Origin of the sequence: Kosakonia radicincitans DSM 16656 (genome assembly GCF_000280495.2) — a bacterium.
Classification (GTDB): Bacteria; Pseudomonadota; Gammaproteobacteria; order Enterobacterales; family Enterobacteriaceae; genus Kosakonia; species Kosakonia radicincitans.
Map to the genome: position 1 here is coordinate 2,375,296 of NZ_CP018016.1, position 15,734 is coordinate 2,391,029.

The following is a 15,734-nucleotide window of genomic DNA, read 5'->3' on the forward strand; positions in this document are numbered from 1 at the left end:
CCACCTGCGGTAGCCGGTAGACGCTGTTATTTAAGCGCTTTTGTCGGGATGTCGTATTTGATCGGCCCAATTTTATCCAGGCCGGATTCTGCAGCATTCGGCACGTTAATGGTGAGATCAACTTCGCCTTCAAAGGTGAAAGTAATATCCATAAATAACTTGTCACGCATTTCGTAACGAAGACTCTGAATCTTACAGTCAGTGTAAGTGATACGCTGAATTTCATAGTTCGCTGAGTATTCGTCGGAGCCACGATGTACGACCGTGATAGTAATATTTTTATAGCCGCGTTTTAAATACTGCTCAAAAAAGTTACTGCTTTCCTTCGTCACTAATAAGGAAACGTGAGTTGAATCAAAATAGGTACCGTCAGGGCCGGAATACGTGATGATACCCATCGGAGCATACCCTTCGATCCAGTCTTTATAAGCCGCTTCCGTCGATGCGCCTTTAACGGGTTTGTTGTCAATTTTAATTTCGATGAATTGACAGTCCTGGAGTTTAGCCATATCTAATCCTTTATTAATAATGAAACGATGAAAAAATAAATTTACGCACCGGCAGCAGACGGTAAATCGGCTACAAGGCGTAAAGACATACTCAAACCCTCAAGTTGAAAATGAGGTTTTAACCATGCAATTGCGCGATAAGTCCCGGGGAAACCAGGAACTTCAACAACGTCTATTTGGGCTTCGCGGAGGGGATAGCGTGCTTTCGTTTCCGGGCCTGCGTTATCGGAGGCCACGACATATTGCATAATCCACTTCTGTAAATACTCTTCGCACTCGCTGCGCGACATAAAGCTGCCGACCTTATCGCGAACGATGGATTTCAAATAATGAGCAAACCGCGACGTGGCCAGAATATAGGGCAACTGGCTCGACAGGCGCGCATTCGCATTCGCCTGGTCGGAGTTATATAAACGCGGTTTGTTGGCTGACTGAACGGCGAAAAACGCCGCGTAGTCGGTTCCTTTGCAATGCACCAGCGGAATAAAACCGAGATCGGAAAGCTCTTTTTCCCTGCGATCTGAAATAGCGACCTGCGTAGGGCATTGCATGGTCCTTTCACCGCTGATTGAGGTGTAGTTATACGCCGGCAATGATTGCACCAGTCCACCCCCTTCGACGCCGCGAATGGAGGCGCACCAGCCATACTCTTCAAAGGATTCAACGATCTTGCCTGCCAGCTCCCAGGCGGAATTCATCCACAGATAATCGCTGCCGCTTTCGTTTTCATTGATCTGTTCTTCGAAGCAAAAGGTTTCCGCCGGGATGGTTTTACTGCCGTAGGGCATGCGACCCAGCACGCGGGGTAAGGTGAGGCCAATATAACGGCTATCATCGTTCTGGCGGAATGAACGCCAGCGCGCATAATCCGTGGTCTCAAACAATTTCGCCATATCCCGTGGGCGAGGCAGCTCGGAAAAATCCTGCATCGACAGCATGCCCGGCGCAATAGCGCTCAGGAAAGGGGCGTGGGCTGCTGCCGCGACGTGGGAAATCTGTTCCAGCAAATTAATATCTTGTGGCGTGTTATCAAATTCGAAATCGCCAATAAAGGACGAAAATGGCGTACCGCCAAAAGTACCGTATTCGCTTTCATAGACGCATTTAAACAACATTGACTGATCGAAATCGCTGGCCGATTTAAAATCTTTTATCAATTCTTGTTTAGTACATTGCAGAACCCGGACTTGCGTATTTTCCGTTACGCTGGTCTGCACCAGTTTATGCAGGCCGCGCCATGAAGACTCTTTTTTCTGAAATTCAGGGGCATGAATAATTAAACTTACCTGACTGGAAAGCAGTTCATCAATGGCTGAAATACGCTGTTCGATACTGCCAATCAGATCGCTTGAGACAATTACTGTTCCTGCCGTTACTTCAGCGAGAAAATTATTAAGCTGTGTTTTCATCCGGTCGCGATCTGATTCACGACGAATTGCTTTTGTATTATCGATTACCTGATTGAGAAAATCATCACTGAATGATGTTTCAGCAACAGTGCCTACAGCCAGTTCACTATCCATTTTTATTCCTCTGCCGGGTTATCTGTCTGCTCTGTTTGTTTGTTCTGCTGCATTGCTATTTCTGCCAGCTGTGTTTTTAAACGTTCATTACTGGCGGCGCGATTGCGTAAATCTGATAATTGTTCACGCAGTTCCATCAATTTGCGCAGCGGTTCTACTTGTTGAACAATATTATCTGGCGAAAAGTCATCCATATTCTGGAAGGTTAATGATACGGCCATTTTCCCTTCCTGATCGGGTAATGCGCTATCGACTAAAAATTCAGCGACCGGTTTCATCGATGACATGATTTCATTGAAATTATCTTTATCAACGTGCAGGAATTTACGATCGCGCAGTTCAGTTTCGGTATTGGTAAAATCGCCCATAACGCCAAGAACTAAAGGTAATTCTTTTGCCGTCTGGGCATCACCAATCTCGACATCATAGGTTATTTGTACCCGTGGTGGACGGGCTTTATCTAATTTGTGTTGAGTGTTGCTCATGTTGTCCTCCAAATAATGACGTATAACTTAATTGGCCATGCAATTAAGCTGTCACTGGTGCTGTGCTCAAACATACGTTTATAAGTTACTTCAGGTTGTAGTTTGCCGCTATATTTATGCTCTTAATTAAGAGTGAATGGGAATATTCAAGGAATACATTTTTTGAATAATATTTGAGATGTTTTTATGCAGCGAGACGGAAGCTTATTATTGTTTGCAGCATGCGGATTACATTATCACAAATTGAGCGATTGGCAGTGTTTTTAATTTCGCTTATGGAGAAACATAATATATGTAATTCAGCGAAAAACTTTAAATAAACGTTCCAATTACAGGTTGAAATAATCATCCTGGCAATTGAACCGTTATTACGCTTGATACTGCCTGGCCGATGTCAGAGGTATGAGTGTGAAAACCTCGGCACAGCAGGTTGTCCGTCGCCGACGGACTGACAAAATGTGCGCTTATCTTGACAATCCATTGACAGTTAGTTGCCTGGTCAGTAGTTTCATTTGTAATTACTGACCAGGCAAATATCATGACGAACACGACAGAGACCCCCATTCCCAAACTGCATCTTGCTTTACTGATTCATCTGGCGAACCAGTTTAAAGACCAGCTCATTAGTCAGTATTTTTCGTCGACAGATATCACTGCCGCTCAGTTCAAGGTGCTGATCAGTATCTACAAAGGTTTTAACAGCCCGGTTGAAGTGAGCAAAAACTTGCTGATGGATGCCGGGGCAATGAGCCGCATGCTGGAACGAATGGTGAAACGCGATCTGATCGTGCGCAACACTAATCCGGAGGATAAACGCCAGGTGATCCTGGCCCTGACCGAAAAAGGGCAGCAGATCTGCGAACGTTTCCAGAATGAGGCGCTGGCTTCGATTCTCCGTTCGCTGACCTGCCGCCTGACAGCCGAAGAGTCCCGGTTGCTGGTCGATTTACTGATAAAAATGTTGCCGGACGAGGCAACTCGCCCACATCGCTAAGCTGTCCAACAAGGTATTTACGATGCAAACTTCATCTGCACAAGCCGAACGCGCGCCGGGCAAACGTAAGCGCAACTTCGCTATTCTGTTTCTCATTCTGCTGGCGATCGCCGCAGGATGTCTGGCCTGGTACTTTTTGTATGCCCGCTATTACGAAACGACCGACGATGCCTACGTCAACGCCAACCTGGTGACGCTGACGCCACAAATCGCCGGTACCGTCACGCAAGTTGCCGTTGATGAAGGCGATTACGTAGAAAAAGGGCAACCATTGGTGCTGCTCGATCCGAGCGATACGGAAATCGCCCTGCAACAGGCGGAAGCCAACCTTGCCAGCACCGTGCGTCAGGTGCGCGGGCTTTACAGCACCGCCGATAACTATCGCGCACAGGTCGAAGCGAAACAGGTGGCGCTGCAAACCGCGCAAAATGACTATGCGCGTCGGCAAAAGATCTTCGCCAGCGGAGCGATTGCCGCTGAAGATCTGGCGCATTATCGCGATGCGGTGACCACCGCGAAAAGCGATTTGGCGGCAGCGCAACAGGCGTTAACCACCAATCTGGCGATGGTCGATGACACGGTGGTCGACAGCCACCCGGAAATCAAAAGTGCGGTCGCCACGCTGCGCCAGCGCTACCTCGATAATGCCCGTAGCACCATTGTCGCGCCGGTGAGCGGTTTTGTTGCCAAACGTGCGGTGCAGCTTGGCATGCGGGTTGATTCCGGCACCACGTTGATGTCGATTGTGCCGCTGGATCAGGTCTGGGTGGATGCCAACTTTAAAGAGAGCCAGATGGAGACGATGCGGCTGGGGCAGAAAGTGACGCTGACCGCCGATCTCTATGGCGATAACGTTGAATACCACGGTGTGATTGAGAGCCTTGGCATTGGGACTGGCAGCGCCTTCTCGCTGTTGCCCGCGCAGAACGCCAGCGGTAACTGGATCAAAATTGTCCAGCGTCTGCCGGTGCGCATCACGCTCGATCCGCACGATATGCAGAAACACCCGCTGCGCGTGGGGTTGTCGATGTTTGCCCGCGTGGATATCCGTGATACGGATGGTCATCTGTTGCCACAGCAAACCGTTGCCGTGCCGCGCTTTACCACCGACGTGTACCAGAACGCGCTGCAAAATGCCGATCAACTGGTGGCGAAAATTCTTCATGACAACAGCCAGGCGGTAGCATCCAGCGCCCGCTAAGAGAGACGTTATGCAAGATAAGTCGGCGTTTACGCCTCCCAGCCTGCTGCTGGCGACGATTGCGCTGTCGCTGGCAACGTTTATGCAGGTGCTGGACACCACCATCGCCAACGTGGCGCTGCCGACCATCGCCGGTAACCTCGGCGTCAGTTCGGATCAGGGCACCTGGGTGATCACCTCGTTTGCGGTGTGCAACGCGATTGCGCTGCCGCTAACCGGGTGGTTCACCCGACGCTTCGGCCAGCTTAAGCTGTTTGTCGGCTCGGTGGCGCTCTTTACTCTGACCTCGTTCCTCTGTGGCTTTGCCCACAGCATGACCGAGCTGATTATTTTCCGCGCCCTGCAGGGCTTTTTCGCCGGGCCGATGTTCCCAATGTGTCAGACGCTATTGCTGGTCATTTTCCCGACCAGCAAACGCAGTATGGCGCTGGCGCTGCTGTCGATGGTGACCGTCGTGGCACCGATTGTCGGCCCGATCACCGGTGGCTGGATAACCGATAACTACTCGTGGCCGTGGATTTTTTACATCAACGTGCCGATCGGCATTTTCGCCGCTATTACCGTCTGGAGCCAGCTCCGCACGAGGGAAGAGAACACCACCGCCGCGCCGATTGATTACATTGGCATTGCGTTGCTGGTTCTCGGCGTTGGGCTGTTGCAGGTGGTGCTCGACAAAGGCAACGATCTTGACTGGTTCAACGCGCCGGAAATCATCGTCATGTCGGTTATCTCCGCGATTGCGCTGGTCTCGTTTGTGATTTGGGAGCTGGGGGAAAGCCACCCGATTGTGAACCTGCGGCTGTTTAAGGATCGTAACTTCGCCATCGGTACGGCAACGCTGACGCTTGGCTATGCGGCGTTTTTTGCCATCAACATTATTCTGCCGCAGTGGCTGCAAACCCAGATGGGCTATACCGCCATCTGGGCCGGGCTGGCCGCAGCGCCAATGGGTTTTTTACCGCTGTTGCTGACGCCATTTATCGGCCGCTATGCGCACAAAGTGGATCTGCGATTCCTCGCCACGCTGTCATTCCTGACGATGGGCATATCGTGTTTGCTTCGCGCACAGTTCAATACCAGCGTCGATTTTCGCACCATTGCCGAAGTGCAGATGTTTATGGGCATCGGCGTGGCCTTTTTCTTTATGCCAATCACCACCATTGTGCTGTCGAATTTGAGCGGCGTTGAAGTGGCGGAAGGCTCCGGGCTGGCGACCTTTTTCCGCGTGCTCGGCGGTTCCTTCGCCTCGTCGCTCACCACCTGGATTTGGTCGCGGCGTGAGGTTTATCACCATGCTAACCTCACCGAGAGTGTCACCACCTATAACCCGGCGGCAATGGACTATCTGAATAAGATGGGCGGTGTGACGCAGCAGCACCTGGCGGCCGTGGATAACACCATTGAGCAGCAGGCCTATATGATGTCAACCATCGACTATTTCTGGCTACTGGGCTGGGGGTTCATGGTGCTGATGGTGTTAATTTGGTTTGCCCGCCCGCCGTTTGTGCGTTCCGGCGCGTCTGGCGCGCCACCCGCGGCAGGGCATTAATACAGTACCCAAAATAATTCGAGTTGCAGGACAAAACGCTTTTCGTATTGAACAGCGCTAGCGCTGGCCCCGAAAGGGGGGAGGCTCAGGGATGCACCGAACAGGAAAGCCAACGCACATGCAACTTGAAATATGGCGGGGATAAGATGAGATAAACTATGGCACCCGTATTACCCGGCAGTGATGGTCGTTTATTGCAGCACCGTTCGTTTGTGGCGTTCTGGCTGGCGCGAACCAGTTCCAGCTTTGGTTTCCAGATGTTGTCCATCATTGTCGGCTGGCAGATCTATTCCCAGACGCAAAGCGCCTTCTGGCTGGGGATGATTGGTCTGGTGCAGTTTGTTCCTTCGGTTACGCTGGCGCTGCCTGCCGGGCATATCGCCGATCAGTTTGACCGGCGCCGCGTGGTGCTGATCGGGCAGATTTGCGAATGGCTGGCGATTGCGGCGCTGGCCTGGCTGACGTGGCAAGGCGACGCCAGCGTCTGGGTGATTCTGCTGCTGATTTTTATTATCTCCTGCGCCAAAACCGTCGAATCACCGTCGATGATTTCGATGCTACCGGCGCTGGTTCCGGCCTCGATTTTACCCCGCGCCACCGCCGCCAATGCGGTTTCCGGCCAGGCCGCGCAGATTGTCGGCCCGGCGCTGGGCGGCTTTCTCTATGCGGCAGGCGCGGATGTGGTGTATACCGCCACGGCGGGGCTATATCTGGTGTCGCTTCTTTTGGTGAGCACGCTGCGCTATGAACAGGCGCAGCCGAAACGTACCCCGGCCACGCTTTCATCGCTGTTCGCCGGGGTGAATTTTATCCGCAACCGCCCGGATGTGCTGGGCGTGATCTCCCTCGATCTGTTTGCCGTGTTATTGGGCGGGGCGACGGCGCTGCTGCCCATTTTCGCTCACGATGTCCTGCATACCGGGCCGCTGGGGCTGGGTTTGCTGCGCAGTGCGCCTGCGGTCGGGGCGCTGCTGGTGGGCTTCTGGCTCAGCCACCGAACGCTTACGCGCAACGTCGGCATGATCATGTTTATGAGCGTCGCCGGGTTTGGCGTGGCGACGCTGGTGTTTGCGTTTTCAAACCTGATGTGGCTGTCGCTGCTGGCGCTGTTCGCCCTCGGCGGCTGCGATATGGTGAGTATGGTGATCCGCGGTTCGCTGGTGCAACTGGATACCCCGGATGAGATGCGCGGGCGGGTCAATGCGGTTAACTCGATCTTTATCAACACCTCGAACCAGCTTGGCGAATTTGAATCCGGGATGCTCGCCGCGTGGCTCGGCGCTGTGCCCGCTGCGGCGTTGGGCGGTATCGGCACGCTGTTGGTGGTGGCGCTATGGATGAAGATGTTCCCCGGCCTGCGGCATCGTCAGCGGCTGGAGAGCAACGCAGCGTAGCCGGGCGCATTTGCCCACGCCGGGCGAAAGCAGGCTATGCTTTCTTTTTGCGCTCTATTCAAGGAGGAACCCTCATGCCATCTGGAATGAAAAAATGTTTGCCGCTGATGCTGCTCGCGGCGCTGTATACCGGGTATGCCAGCGCGGACGACACGCCGTCGTACGGCGCGCAACTGGAAGGTTTTGCCTATCCGTATCCTAAGCAAACGTTCGCTTTTACCTCACAGGGCGAGAACCTGCAAATGGGCTATATGGATGTTGCGCCGGTCGGCAAAAGCAACGGCAGGGCGGTGGTGCTGCTGCATGGCAAAAATTTCTGCGGCGCTACCTGGGAGAGCACGATTGCGGCGTTGAGCCAGCAGGGTTACCGGGTTATCGCGCCGGATCAGGTCGGTTTTTGCACCTCCAGCAAACCCGCGCATTATCAGTACACTTTTCAGCAATTAGCCGACAATACCCACGCTTTACTGCAAAGACTGGGTATTTCCCGTGCGGTGATCGTTGGCCATTCTACCGGGGGAATGCTGGCGACGCGCTATGCGCTGATGTATCCGCAAGCCGTTGAACAACTGGTGCTGGTGAACCCGATCGGTCTGGAAGACTGGAAAGCGCTCGGCGTGCCGTATCGCACGGTGGACCAATGGTACCAGCGGGAGCTGAAACTCTCGGCGGCGAGTATCCGCGAATATGAACTGAAAACTTACTACGTCGGGCGCTGGAAAGCGGAATACGAGCGCTGGGTAACGATGCTGGCAGGGCTGAATAAAGGGCCGGGGCATGAGCGGGTGGCATGGAACTCGGCGCTGATCTACGACATGATCTTTACCCAGCCGGTGTTCTACGAGTTTAAGGATTTGCAAACGCCAACCACGTTAATGATCGGCACGGCGGATACCACGGCAATAGGCAGCGACATTGCGCCACCGGCGGTGAAAGCGAAGCTGGGCCACTATGCACAGCTGGGTAAAGCAGCGGCGAAAGCGATTCCTGGCGCGAAGCTGATTGAGTTTGCCGGGCTGGGCCACGCGCCGCAGATGGAAGAACCGACGCGTTTTAATCAGGCGTTGCTGAAAGCCCTTCGCCAGTAGTCAGCGTAACAGTTGTTGTTTACGCGCCTGATTGACCGCCTGAATGCGCCCCTTCACCTGCAACTTTTCATATAGTTGTTTCAGGTGCCATTTGACGGTTTCCACAGAAATCCCCAGCGAGCGGGCGATCTGTTTGTTGGAATGGCCGTCGGCAATTAAGCACAACGTTTGCTGTTCGCGCTCCGTTAACCGCAGGCTTGCGGTTGCGGAGGCGGGCAGCATCGCGCTCAACTGGCTAAGCAGCGTATGGATGACAACATCCCGCGCGGGCTGCTTATTCAAGTGAGCCAGCCACAGCGCAAGATCCGGGCCGAGGTCTTGCAGGCTGCGACGCAGATTTTTCCCCACCGCGCTTTGCAGTGCCGGTAAGCCCACCGTAGCCGCCTGCGCGATTTCTCCGCCGCGGAACAGGGCAATGGCTTCCAGCAAGCGCAAGCGCACAGCGCTAAGCCATTCGCCGCACTCCTCAAGCGCATCTACCTGCGCGTGCAGTAACCTTGCTGCTATCAGCGGTTCGCCGCGCGCCATCTGCATCCGGCACTGGCTGATGGCGCTGTACCTGTCGATAAGCGTTTGTTGATGAGGATCCGCCGCGCGAATCTGCAGCAACTGCGCCAGCGCACTGTCGGCTGCATCGTGTTGACCCGCCAACAGGTAAAGCGCCAGCCGCTCAGCGAGCAAAAAAGCGCGGATGCGCAACCAGCCGCGTCGCTCAGCCAGCTGTTCAGCATGCTGTAACAGCGCCTGCGCTTCGTGGGGCTGACTGTTTTGCTGCGCTTGATGTGCCAGTACACGGTAGCAACTGCTCAGACCGTCCGGCGGGCAGACGTCATCAATGGTTTGCAGCCGCAGGGTCAACAGCGCTTCGATACGCTCATCGCTTCCCTGTTCCCAGGCGATTTCTGCCAGCACCGGTGCCAGCGTTGCGCTGCTGCTGGAATTTGCGCCGGTATGCTGTTCCGCATGACTCAGCGCGCGGGAAGCCAGCTGTTCAGCCTGTGTTAAATCCCCCTGGCGCAGGCAGGCTTGCGCCATCACGAAAGCGCGATAAACCTCCACAAACAGGTTGCGCAGCGGCGCTTGCGCAATGGCGATACGCTGATGAACAGCCAGCGCCTGCTGCGGGCGTGAGGCGACAAGGTAGCCGTAGCTGAGAATATTGCACACCAGGCCATCTACCCAGATATCGCCGCAGGGCACCGCCTGCAACAGCGGCTCCACAATGGCGAGACTGGCAGCAATATTTTCGGCGAAGGCTTCGCAAATCGCCCGCACCACGCGTAGTTTGATGCGGGCAGGGCGTGCCAGCTCCGGGTTTTTTGCCGCCAGCGCGTCGAGCTCATCCAGCAGTTGACGCGCATCGTCAAACCGGAAATAGTGCGCCAGCGCCCATGCGAGGTTGATTTGCAGTTCGATACGCGCGGGCGTCACGTCCGCAGGCAGATAGCGCATCCAGCGCACCATGGTATCGATATCGCCCTCTTCAGCCAGCGATTGTGCCCCGGCAACGGCATGGCTGGTCATCGGTTTACCGGCGGCGAGCGTATGGCGGATGGCTTCAGCCCACAGCTGTTGGGCGGCAAACCAGGTGCTGGCTCGTTCATGTAGCAAACTCACGGCTTCCTGCCCATGACGCTGTAAACGCGTTAATAATGCATCGCGCATCAGCGGGTGGTAACGAAACCAGAATCCTTCGTCGTCGAGCGTGGAGAGAAACAGGTTGCGCCCGGCTATCCAGGCGAGCATCTCCTCGCCGTTATGCAGACCGGTTACGGCATCGCACAATGCCGGATGGAGACGATTGAGCAGGGACGTTCGCAGCAGAAAATCAAACACATCAGCCGGTAGCGGGGCGAAGACGACCTCATCCAGATAGCGCGAAACCGATCGGGAACTGGCCCGCAGGCTCCCCTCGTTATCGGTGCGACCGTGCGGGGCAAGGGCGGCCATTTTCATGCCCGCAATCCAGCCTTCAGTGACCGAAATTAACCGGTGAAGCCTCTCTTTTTTTACCGGTGCCGCGGTGGTCGCGGAAAACCAGGTGTGGGCTTCATCGTGAGTGAAGCGCAGCGCGTCATCATCGATCTCCAGCAGTTGATCCTCGATTTGCAGGCGGCTGAGCGCCCATGGCGGCGGACTCCGGCTGCCTAAAACCAGATGCAGGCAGGCGGGCGCATGCGCCAACAGCCAGCTTATCCCGGCATGGATCTCCGGGTGTTGAATATTCTGGTAATCATCAAGAATGAGGTACAGCGGGCGCGGGTGCGTGTGCAACAGGTTAATCAGCGTGGCGCAGAAGAGAGCAAAATCACCCGCAAGTTCGCCGCTGGACAATGCCGATGATGGATTTTTTTCCTGCTGGCTGAGCGGGCGTAACGCCTCCTGCAAGTAACGCATAAACAGCAGCGGCGAGTTGTCATCCTCTTCAAGGCTCAGCCAGGCGATGCTGTCGCCCTGTTGTTGGCGGTGATGATACCACTGCGCCAGCAGCGTCGTTTTGCCAAACCCGGCGGCGGCGCACACCAGCGTCAGGTTACGGGATGCGGCGCCGTCAAGCTGCTGTAACAGCCGGTCACGGTGTACTAATGCGCCCGGCGAGCGCGGCGGCGTGAGCTTGGTGAGGATCAGCGGTAACGCGCGGGCGAAACGGAACGGTTCATCGTGCGTCTGCACTGCGGGTACATCCCTGATTGAGGATAAAAACGCCATGTCGCCACTCTCTCGCCCTGTGCTTTCCCCCCCATCAGAGGGGGTAGGCCATCTCTGTTCGTGTCTATAGAGTAAATCACCATCCACCGTCGGTGCATAGTCAGGCTGTTTTGCCCAAAAGACTGTGCGCCAGCGGGCAGAATAACCGTTAATCAGGATGAGGTAAGTAGAGATTATGGCTATCGAAAATAAAGTTGCTCTGGTCACCGGCGCGGGTCAGGGAATTGGCCGGGGTATTGCTTTGCGTCTGGCAAAGGATGGTGCGTCGCTGATGCTGGTTGATGTTAAACGCGAAGGGCTGGACGCGGTTGCCGCAGAGGTAAAAGCACTGGGACGTCAGGTTGCCACTTTCGTGGCTGATATCGCCGATCGCGAGCAGGTGTATGAGGCCGTCAACCAGGCGGAAAGCCAGCTTGGCGGCTTCGATATTATCGTCAACAACGCCGGTATCGCGCAGGTGCAGGCACTGGCCGATGTGACGCCGGAAGAGGTCGATCGCATTATGCGGATCAACGTGCAGGGAACGCTGTGGGGCATCCAGGCGGCGGCGAAAAAATTTATCGACCGCAAACAGAAAGGGAAAATTATCAATGCCTGTTCTATTGCCGGGCATGATGGCTTTGCCCTGCTCGGCATCTACTCCGCAACGAAATTTGCTGTGCGTGCGCTGACGCAAACGGCGGCGAAAGAGTACGCCAGCCGTGGGATCACGGTAAATGCTTATTGCCCGGGGATTGTCGGCACGGGCATGTGGACAGAAATCGATAAACGCTTCTCAGAAATCACCGGCGCCGCGATTGGCGAAACCTGGAACAAATACGTTGGCGGTATCGCACTTGGCCGCGCCGAAACACCGGATGATGTCGCAAGCCTGGTCTCTTATCTGGCTGGCCCGGATTCCGATTATGTCACCGGGCAGTCAATTCTGATTGATGGCGGTATTGTTTACCGTTAAGTCAAAGAGCCGGAACGGGTGATACTTAGTTCCGGCTCGTTTCCAGCCGGTTGCGCCCGTGGCTTTTAGCCGCGTACAGCGCGCGGTCCGCTTTCTCAATTAACCGTTTGTAATCCGGATGATAATCAAATTCCGCAAGGCCGATGCTGACGGTGACGGAAATGGGTTTACCGGGTGCGACTTCAATCGCCAGCCCGGCGATTTTTGCGCGTAAGGTTTCCAGCATAATGCGCGCCTGCGACAGATCCGATTCCACCAGCAGCACCATAAACTCCTCGCCGCCATAGCGGAACACATAATCGCTGCTGCGGAAGTGGTCAAAAATCACCGTCGCCACGCTTTTCAGCGTAATATCGCCCGCATTGTGGCCAAAGCTGTCATTGATTTTCTTGAAATAATCAATGTCGATCATCGCCAGCACAAACGGTTTACGCACATTTAGCGCCAGCGAAATTTCCCGCCGCATAATGGTCGGAATAAAGCGGCGGTTAAACAGTTGCGTCAGCGGATCTTTGCCGTTCTCCAGCTCCACCAGTGCGTCAAACATCGCCGCAAGGAGACGATGGATCTGCCCGGTAAGCTGCCGGATGGCCTGTAACAGGCTCAGGCGCGACTCCGCAGTCAGTACCTCTTCGCTGGCCCGCATCCGTACCAGCCGATCGTCCGCCTGTTTAATCAGCTCATCAATGCTGGCCAGCATCTCCTGATTACCCAGCAAATAACGGCCCTTATGCGCCAGCCACATACCGAATTCCGACGCCGACAGAGTGATAATGTCCGCCGCCGGTAAGCCAGTAGCGATATTGTAGATAAACTGATTTTCCCAGCTGGTCAGCGCGTTAATCTGTCGTTCGCGCTCAACGTTCACGTCGTCATAAATGGATAACAGGCGATACTGCTCCTGCGCCTGCATGGAGTTTTGATAGCCCGGCGACCAGGAGACCGTCATCGCTTCGATTGCGGTATCCATCGCCAGGCTACTGAAACAGAGGGTATCGCTGAGCAGCGAGGCGGGAATGGTCGCTTTGGCCTGAAGCAGATGATAAAGCTCATTCTTGAGCTTGCGCGCGCCGCGCGCCACCAGATCCAGCGGTAAGCCAATGCGCGCATGCACAATGCCAATTGCCCGCTGATTCTCTAACAGTTGCGGCAGATCTTCACTGGCGCTGCCGAGCACGCTGCGCAACCAGTGGAACATACTGTGGCTAAGCCGCGAGCTGACCTGATCGGTATTTAAAAACAGTTCACTTTCAGGATGTGAAAGCATGTAGTCATAAAAAGCGGTCACCAGATGACGGATTTCCTCATCACTGAGTGCAGTCAAAATGTCGTGAACCTGCGGCGAAGTCTGGTTCAGCAAATCCTGCCACTCGCTCAGCAGCAACGCATTATCACCGTGTTCAACCTGTTCCATGTGTACGCCAACCATTAATTTTGATGATATATGGCGCTGATAGTACGGGCAGGCACCGGGGCAAGGTCAAGCAAAAAGCGGTCCGGCGGCGCGCTGATTGTTGGCGGAAGAGGGCTGTGTTTTTTGCGCGGGGGCGGTGACGGGGAGAAAAACATCCACGCCGTAGCGTGGATGTTGTCGTGCAAACTTCCTTAATTGGCGTTAGCCAGCGCCATTCCCTGCGGTCCGGCGTGGCGGCCATTTCCTGACTGCTGCGATGCGTCATCGACCAGGAAACGTGTGACAGACTGCTGCAAATTCACCACCTGCTGTTGCAGGGAACTGGCCGCGGTCGCGACTTCGGAAACCAGCGAGGCGTTCTGCTGAGTGACGCCGTCCATTTGATGAATGGCGATATTCATCTGTGAAATACCGCGCGTCTGCTCGCCGGAAGCCAGCATCACGTCATCCATGATCTCGACCACTTTTTTCACATCGACCATCACTTCGTTCATTGTCGCGCCAGCTTCTTTCACCAGCCCGGAACCCTGTTCGATGCGGCTGAGCGAATCACTGATCATCGTGCCAATCTCTTTTGCTGCCGTGGCGCTGCGCTGTGCCAGCACGCGCACTTCCGATGCCACCACCGCGAAGCCGCGTCCGGCTTCCCCGGCACGGGCTGCTTCGACGGCGGCGTTCAGCGCCAGCAGGTTGGTCTGGAAGGCAATTCCATCAATCACACCGACAATATCGCCAATTTGCGCAGAGCTTTTTTCGATAGCATTCATGGTAGAAACCACTTCCGAAACCACGGTTGCGCCACGCGAAGCGGTGTTCGAGGCTTTTTGCGACAGTTCGTTCGCTTTACGCGTGTTGTCTTCGTTATTTTTTACCGTCGCCATAATCTGCTCCATGCTGGAGGCGGTTTCATCCAGCGAGGCGGCCTGTTGCTCGGTACGGCTGGAGAGATCGATATTGCCGGAAGTAATCTCTTCCACGCCGGAGCCGATGGCATCCGTACCGTTACGCACCATGCGTACCATATTCTCCAGACCATCACGCATACGCCGTACGGCGGCGAAGAGTTGGGCGATTTCGTTTTTCCCGGCAACATCAATGCGTGCGCGCAAATCGCCCTCGGCAATACGGTCAAACACGGTAATCACGTTATTGAGCGGTTTGACAATCAGGTTGGTCATCACCGACCAGGCCAGGCCCGCCAGTACCAGCGCACAGGCAATAGAGAAGTAGAGAACAAACTCCATGCGTTTAACGCGGTTGTTGGAGTCATCATAGGCGTGGTCAATGCTTTTAATTTTAAACGCGACCAGCGATTTGGAAGCCTTATCAAATGCCGCATACAGCGCGGTTGATTTCCCGGCGCGCTGGCGATATTCGTCAAGTTTGCCCGCTTTCAGCGCCGCAAAGGCCGGATCGATAAATTCATTCATCAGCGCGGCGCGGGTGGTGGCCATTTCATTGGCAATAACTTGCTCTTCAGCCGATTGCGGATATTTCAGGTACTCCTGCCATTTGCCGCTGGCGCTATCAATTTTGCCGCGCGCGCGTTCCAGCGCCACGTTGGCTTTCTCGGTTTCGCCGTTACCGACCAGCGATTCATACAAGCGTAAATCCAGACGACCACGCAGTAATAGCTCGGAACTTTCATTTAAGGCAACCAGACCGGGTAAGACTTCCGTATCGACGCGGGCAAAGGATTTATTCCCGGACTGTACCGCCACCAATCCCAGAATACCCACGAACAGTAATAAGGCCGTCAGTGAAAATATCATCATGCTAAGAGCAGTACGGATCTTTATTCGACGAAACATAGCGTTTTCCCTGTTACCGATTAATGAAGAAAGAAAAGAGGGGTGAAAATAACGTTGTTATGCGAAAAATCAGGAAGCAACGTGCGTCACTTCCTGGGTAAA

The 15,734-nt window shown here is 54.6% G+C and carries 12 protein-coding genes; 6 read left to right on the forward strand and 6 right to left on the reverse strand.

Annotated features, from left to right (window positions below; genetic code table 11):
* Positions 1 to 26: 26 nt before the first annotated feature.
* Genes Y71_RS11555 through tssB form a run of 3 tightly spaced genes read right to left on the reverse strand, consistent with a single transcriptional unit; the run spans position 27 to position 2,517 of the window.
* Complete coding sequence (locus Y71_RS11555) at positions 27 to 509, reverse strand: Hcp family type VI secretion system effector (protein WP_007371758.1); 483 nt, start codon at positions 507 to 509, stop codon at positions 27 to 29.
* Positions 510 to 550: 41 nt separating this feature from the next.
* Positions 551 to 2,032 carry a type VI secretion system contractile sheath large subunit gene (tssC, locus tag Y71_RS11560; protein ID WP_007371759.1) on the reverse strand — a complete coding sequence of 494 codons (1,482 nt, stop codon included), beginning with the start codon at positions 2,030 to 2,032 and terminating at the stop codon, positions 551 to 553.
* A gap of 2 nt (positions 2,033 to 2,034) precedes the next feature.
* Positions 2,035 to 2,517, reverse strand: a complete 483-nt coding sequence (gene tssB / locus Y71_RS11565; RefSeq protein WP_007371760.1) for a type VI secretion system contractile sheath small subunit — start codon at positions 2,515 to 2,517, stop codon at positions 2,035 to 2,037.
* A gap of 538 nt (positions 2,518 to 3,055) precedes the next feature.
* Here tssB and Y71_RS11570 point away from each other — a divergent pair.
* The 5 genes from Y71_RS11570 to Y71_RS11590 all read left to right on the forward strand — a co-directional run bounded on the left by Y71_RS11570 (position 3,056) and on the right by Y71_RS11590 (position 8,743).
* Positions 3,056 to 3,511, forward strand: coding sequence for a MarR family transcriptional regulator (locus Y71_RS11570; protein ID WP_007371761.1), 456 nt, complete (start codon positions 3,056 to 3,058; stop codon positions 3,509 to 3,511).
* Positions 3,512 to 3,533: 22 nt separating this feature from the next.
* Positions 3,534 to 4,712 carry an HlyD family secretion protein gene (locus tag Y71_RS11575; protein WP_007371762.1) on the forward strand — a complete coding sequence of 393 codons (1,179 nt, stop codon included), beginning with the start codon at positions 3,534 to 3,536 and terminating at the stop codon, positions 4,710 to 4,712.
* Between the two features lie 10 nt (positions 4,713 to 4,722).
* A complete protein-coding gene (locus Y71_RS11580) occupies positions 4,723 to 6,261 on the forward strand; it encodes a DHA2 family efflux MFS transporter permease subunit (RefSeq protein WP_007371763.1) in 1,539 nt (512 codons plus the stop codon).
* A gap of 158 nt (positions 6,262 to 6,419) precedes the next feature.
* On the forward strand, positions 6,420 to 7,655 hold the full coding sequence (locus Y71_RS11585) for an MFS transporter (RefSeq protein ID WP_007371764.1): 1,236 nt from the start codon (positions 6,420 to 6,422) through the stop codon (positions 7,653 to 7,655).
* Positions 7,656 to 7,729: 74 nt separating this feature from the next.
* Positions 7,730 to 8,743, forward strand: coding sequence for an alpha/beta fold hydrolase (locus tag Y71_RS11590; protein WP_071531999.1), 1,014 nt, complete (start codon positions 7,730 to 7,732; stop codon positions 8,741 to 8,743).
* Here the strand turns inward: Y71_RS11590 and Y71_RS11595 are convergent, their stop codons facing one another.
* Entirely contained in the window at positions 8,744 to 11,452 is a 2,709-nt protein-coding gene (locus Y71_RS11595) for a winged helix-turn-helix domain-containing protein (protein WP_050998896.1), read from the reverse strand. It abuts the gene before it with no gap.
* 175 nt (positions 11,453 to 11,627) lie between these two features.
* Here Y71_RS11595 and Y71_RS11600 point away from each other — a divergent pair, with 175 nt between their 5' ends.
* Positions 11,628 to 12,407 carry an acetoin reductase gene (locus tag Y71_RS11600; RefSeq protein WP_007371767.1) on the forward strand — a complete coding sequence of 260 codons (780 nt, stop codon included), beginning with the start codon at positions 11,628 to 11,630 and terminating at the stop codon, positions 12,405 to 12,407.
* A 25-nt stretch (positions 12,408 to 12,432) separates the two neighbouring features.
* On the opposite strand, the gene Y71_RS11605 is transcribed toward Y71_RS11600, so the two are convergent.
* Both Y71_RS11605 and Y71_RS11610 read right to left on the reverse strand, forming a co-directional pair.
* Positions 12,433 to 13,821, reverse strand: a complete 1,389-nt coding sequence (locus Y71_RS11605; protein WP_007371768.1) for a diguanylate cyclase — start codon at positions 13,819 to 13,821, stop codon at positions 12,433 to 12,435.
* A gap of 191 nt (positions 13,822 to 14,012) precedes the next feature.
* A complete protein-coding gene (locus tag Y71_RS11610) occupies positions 14,013 to 15,632 on the reverse strand; it encodes a methyl-accepting chemotaxis protein (RefSeq protein WP_071920925.1) in 1,620 nt (539 codons plus the stop codon).
* Positions 15,633 to 15,734: the final 102 nt, after the last annotated feature.

Coding starts and splice junctions, on each gene's coding strand:
- tssC (WP_007371759.1), bottom strand. CDS start 2,032: ATGGATAGTGAACTGGCTGTAGGCACTGTTGCTGAAACATCATTCAGT.
- Y71_RS11595 (WP_050998896.1), bottom strand. CDS start 11,452: ATGGCGTTTTTATCCTCAATCAGGGATGTACCCGCAGTGCAGACGCAC.
- Y71_RS11580 (WP_007371763.1), top strand. CDS start 4,723: ATGCAAGATAAGTCGGCGTTTACGCCTCCCAGCCTGCTGCTGGCGACG.
- Y71_RS11575 (WP_007371762.1), top strand. CDS start 3,534: ATGCAAACTTCATCTGCACAAGCCGAACGCGCGCCGGGCAAACGTAAG.
- Y71_RS11555 (WP_007371758.1), bottom strand. CDS start 509: ATGGCTAAACTCCAGGACTGTCAATTCATCGAAATTAAAATTGACAAC.
- Y71_RS11570 (WP_007371761.1), top strand. CDS start 3,056: ATGACGAACACGACAGAGACCCCCATTCCCAAACTGCATCTTGCTTTA.
- Y71_RS11610 (WP_071920925.1), bottom strand. CDS start 15,632: ATGTTTCGTCGAATAAAGATCCGTACTGCTCTTAGCATGATGATATTT.
- Y71_RS11605 (WP_007371768.1), bottom strand. CDS start 13,821: ATGGAACAGGTTGAACACGGTGATAATGCGTTGCTGCTGAGCGAGTGG.
- Y71_RS11585 (WP_007371764.1), top strand. CDS start 6,420: ATGGCACCCGTATTACCCGGCAGTGATGGTCGTTTATTGCAGCACCGT.
- Y71_RS11600 (WP_007371767.1), top strand. CDS start 11,628: ATGGCTATCGAAAATAAAGTTGCTCTGGTCACCGGCGCGGGTCAGGGA.
- Y71_RS11590 (WP_071531999.1), top strand. CDS start 7,730: ATGCCATCTGGAATGAAAAAATGTTTGCCGCTGATGCTGCTCGCGGCG.
- tssB (WP_007371760.1), bottom strand. CDS start 2,517: ATGAGCAACACTCAACACAAATTAGATAAAGCCCGTCCACCACGGGTA.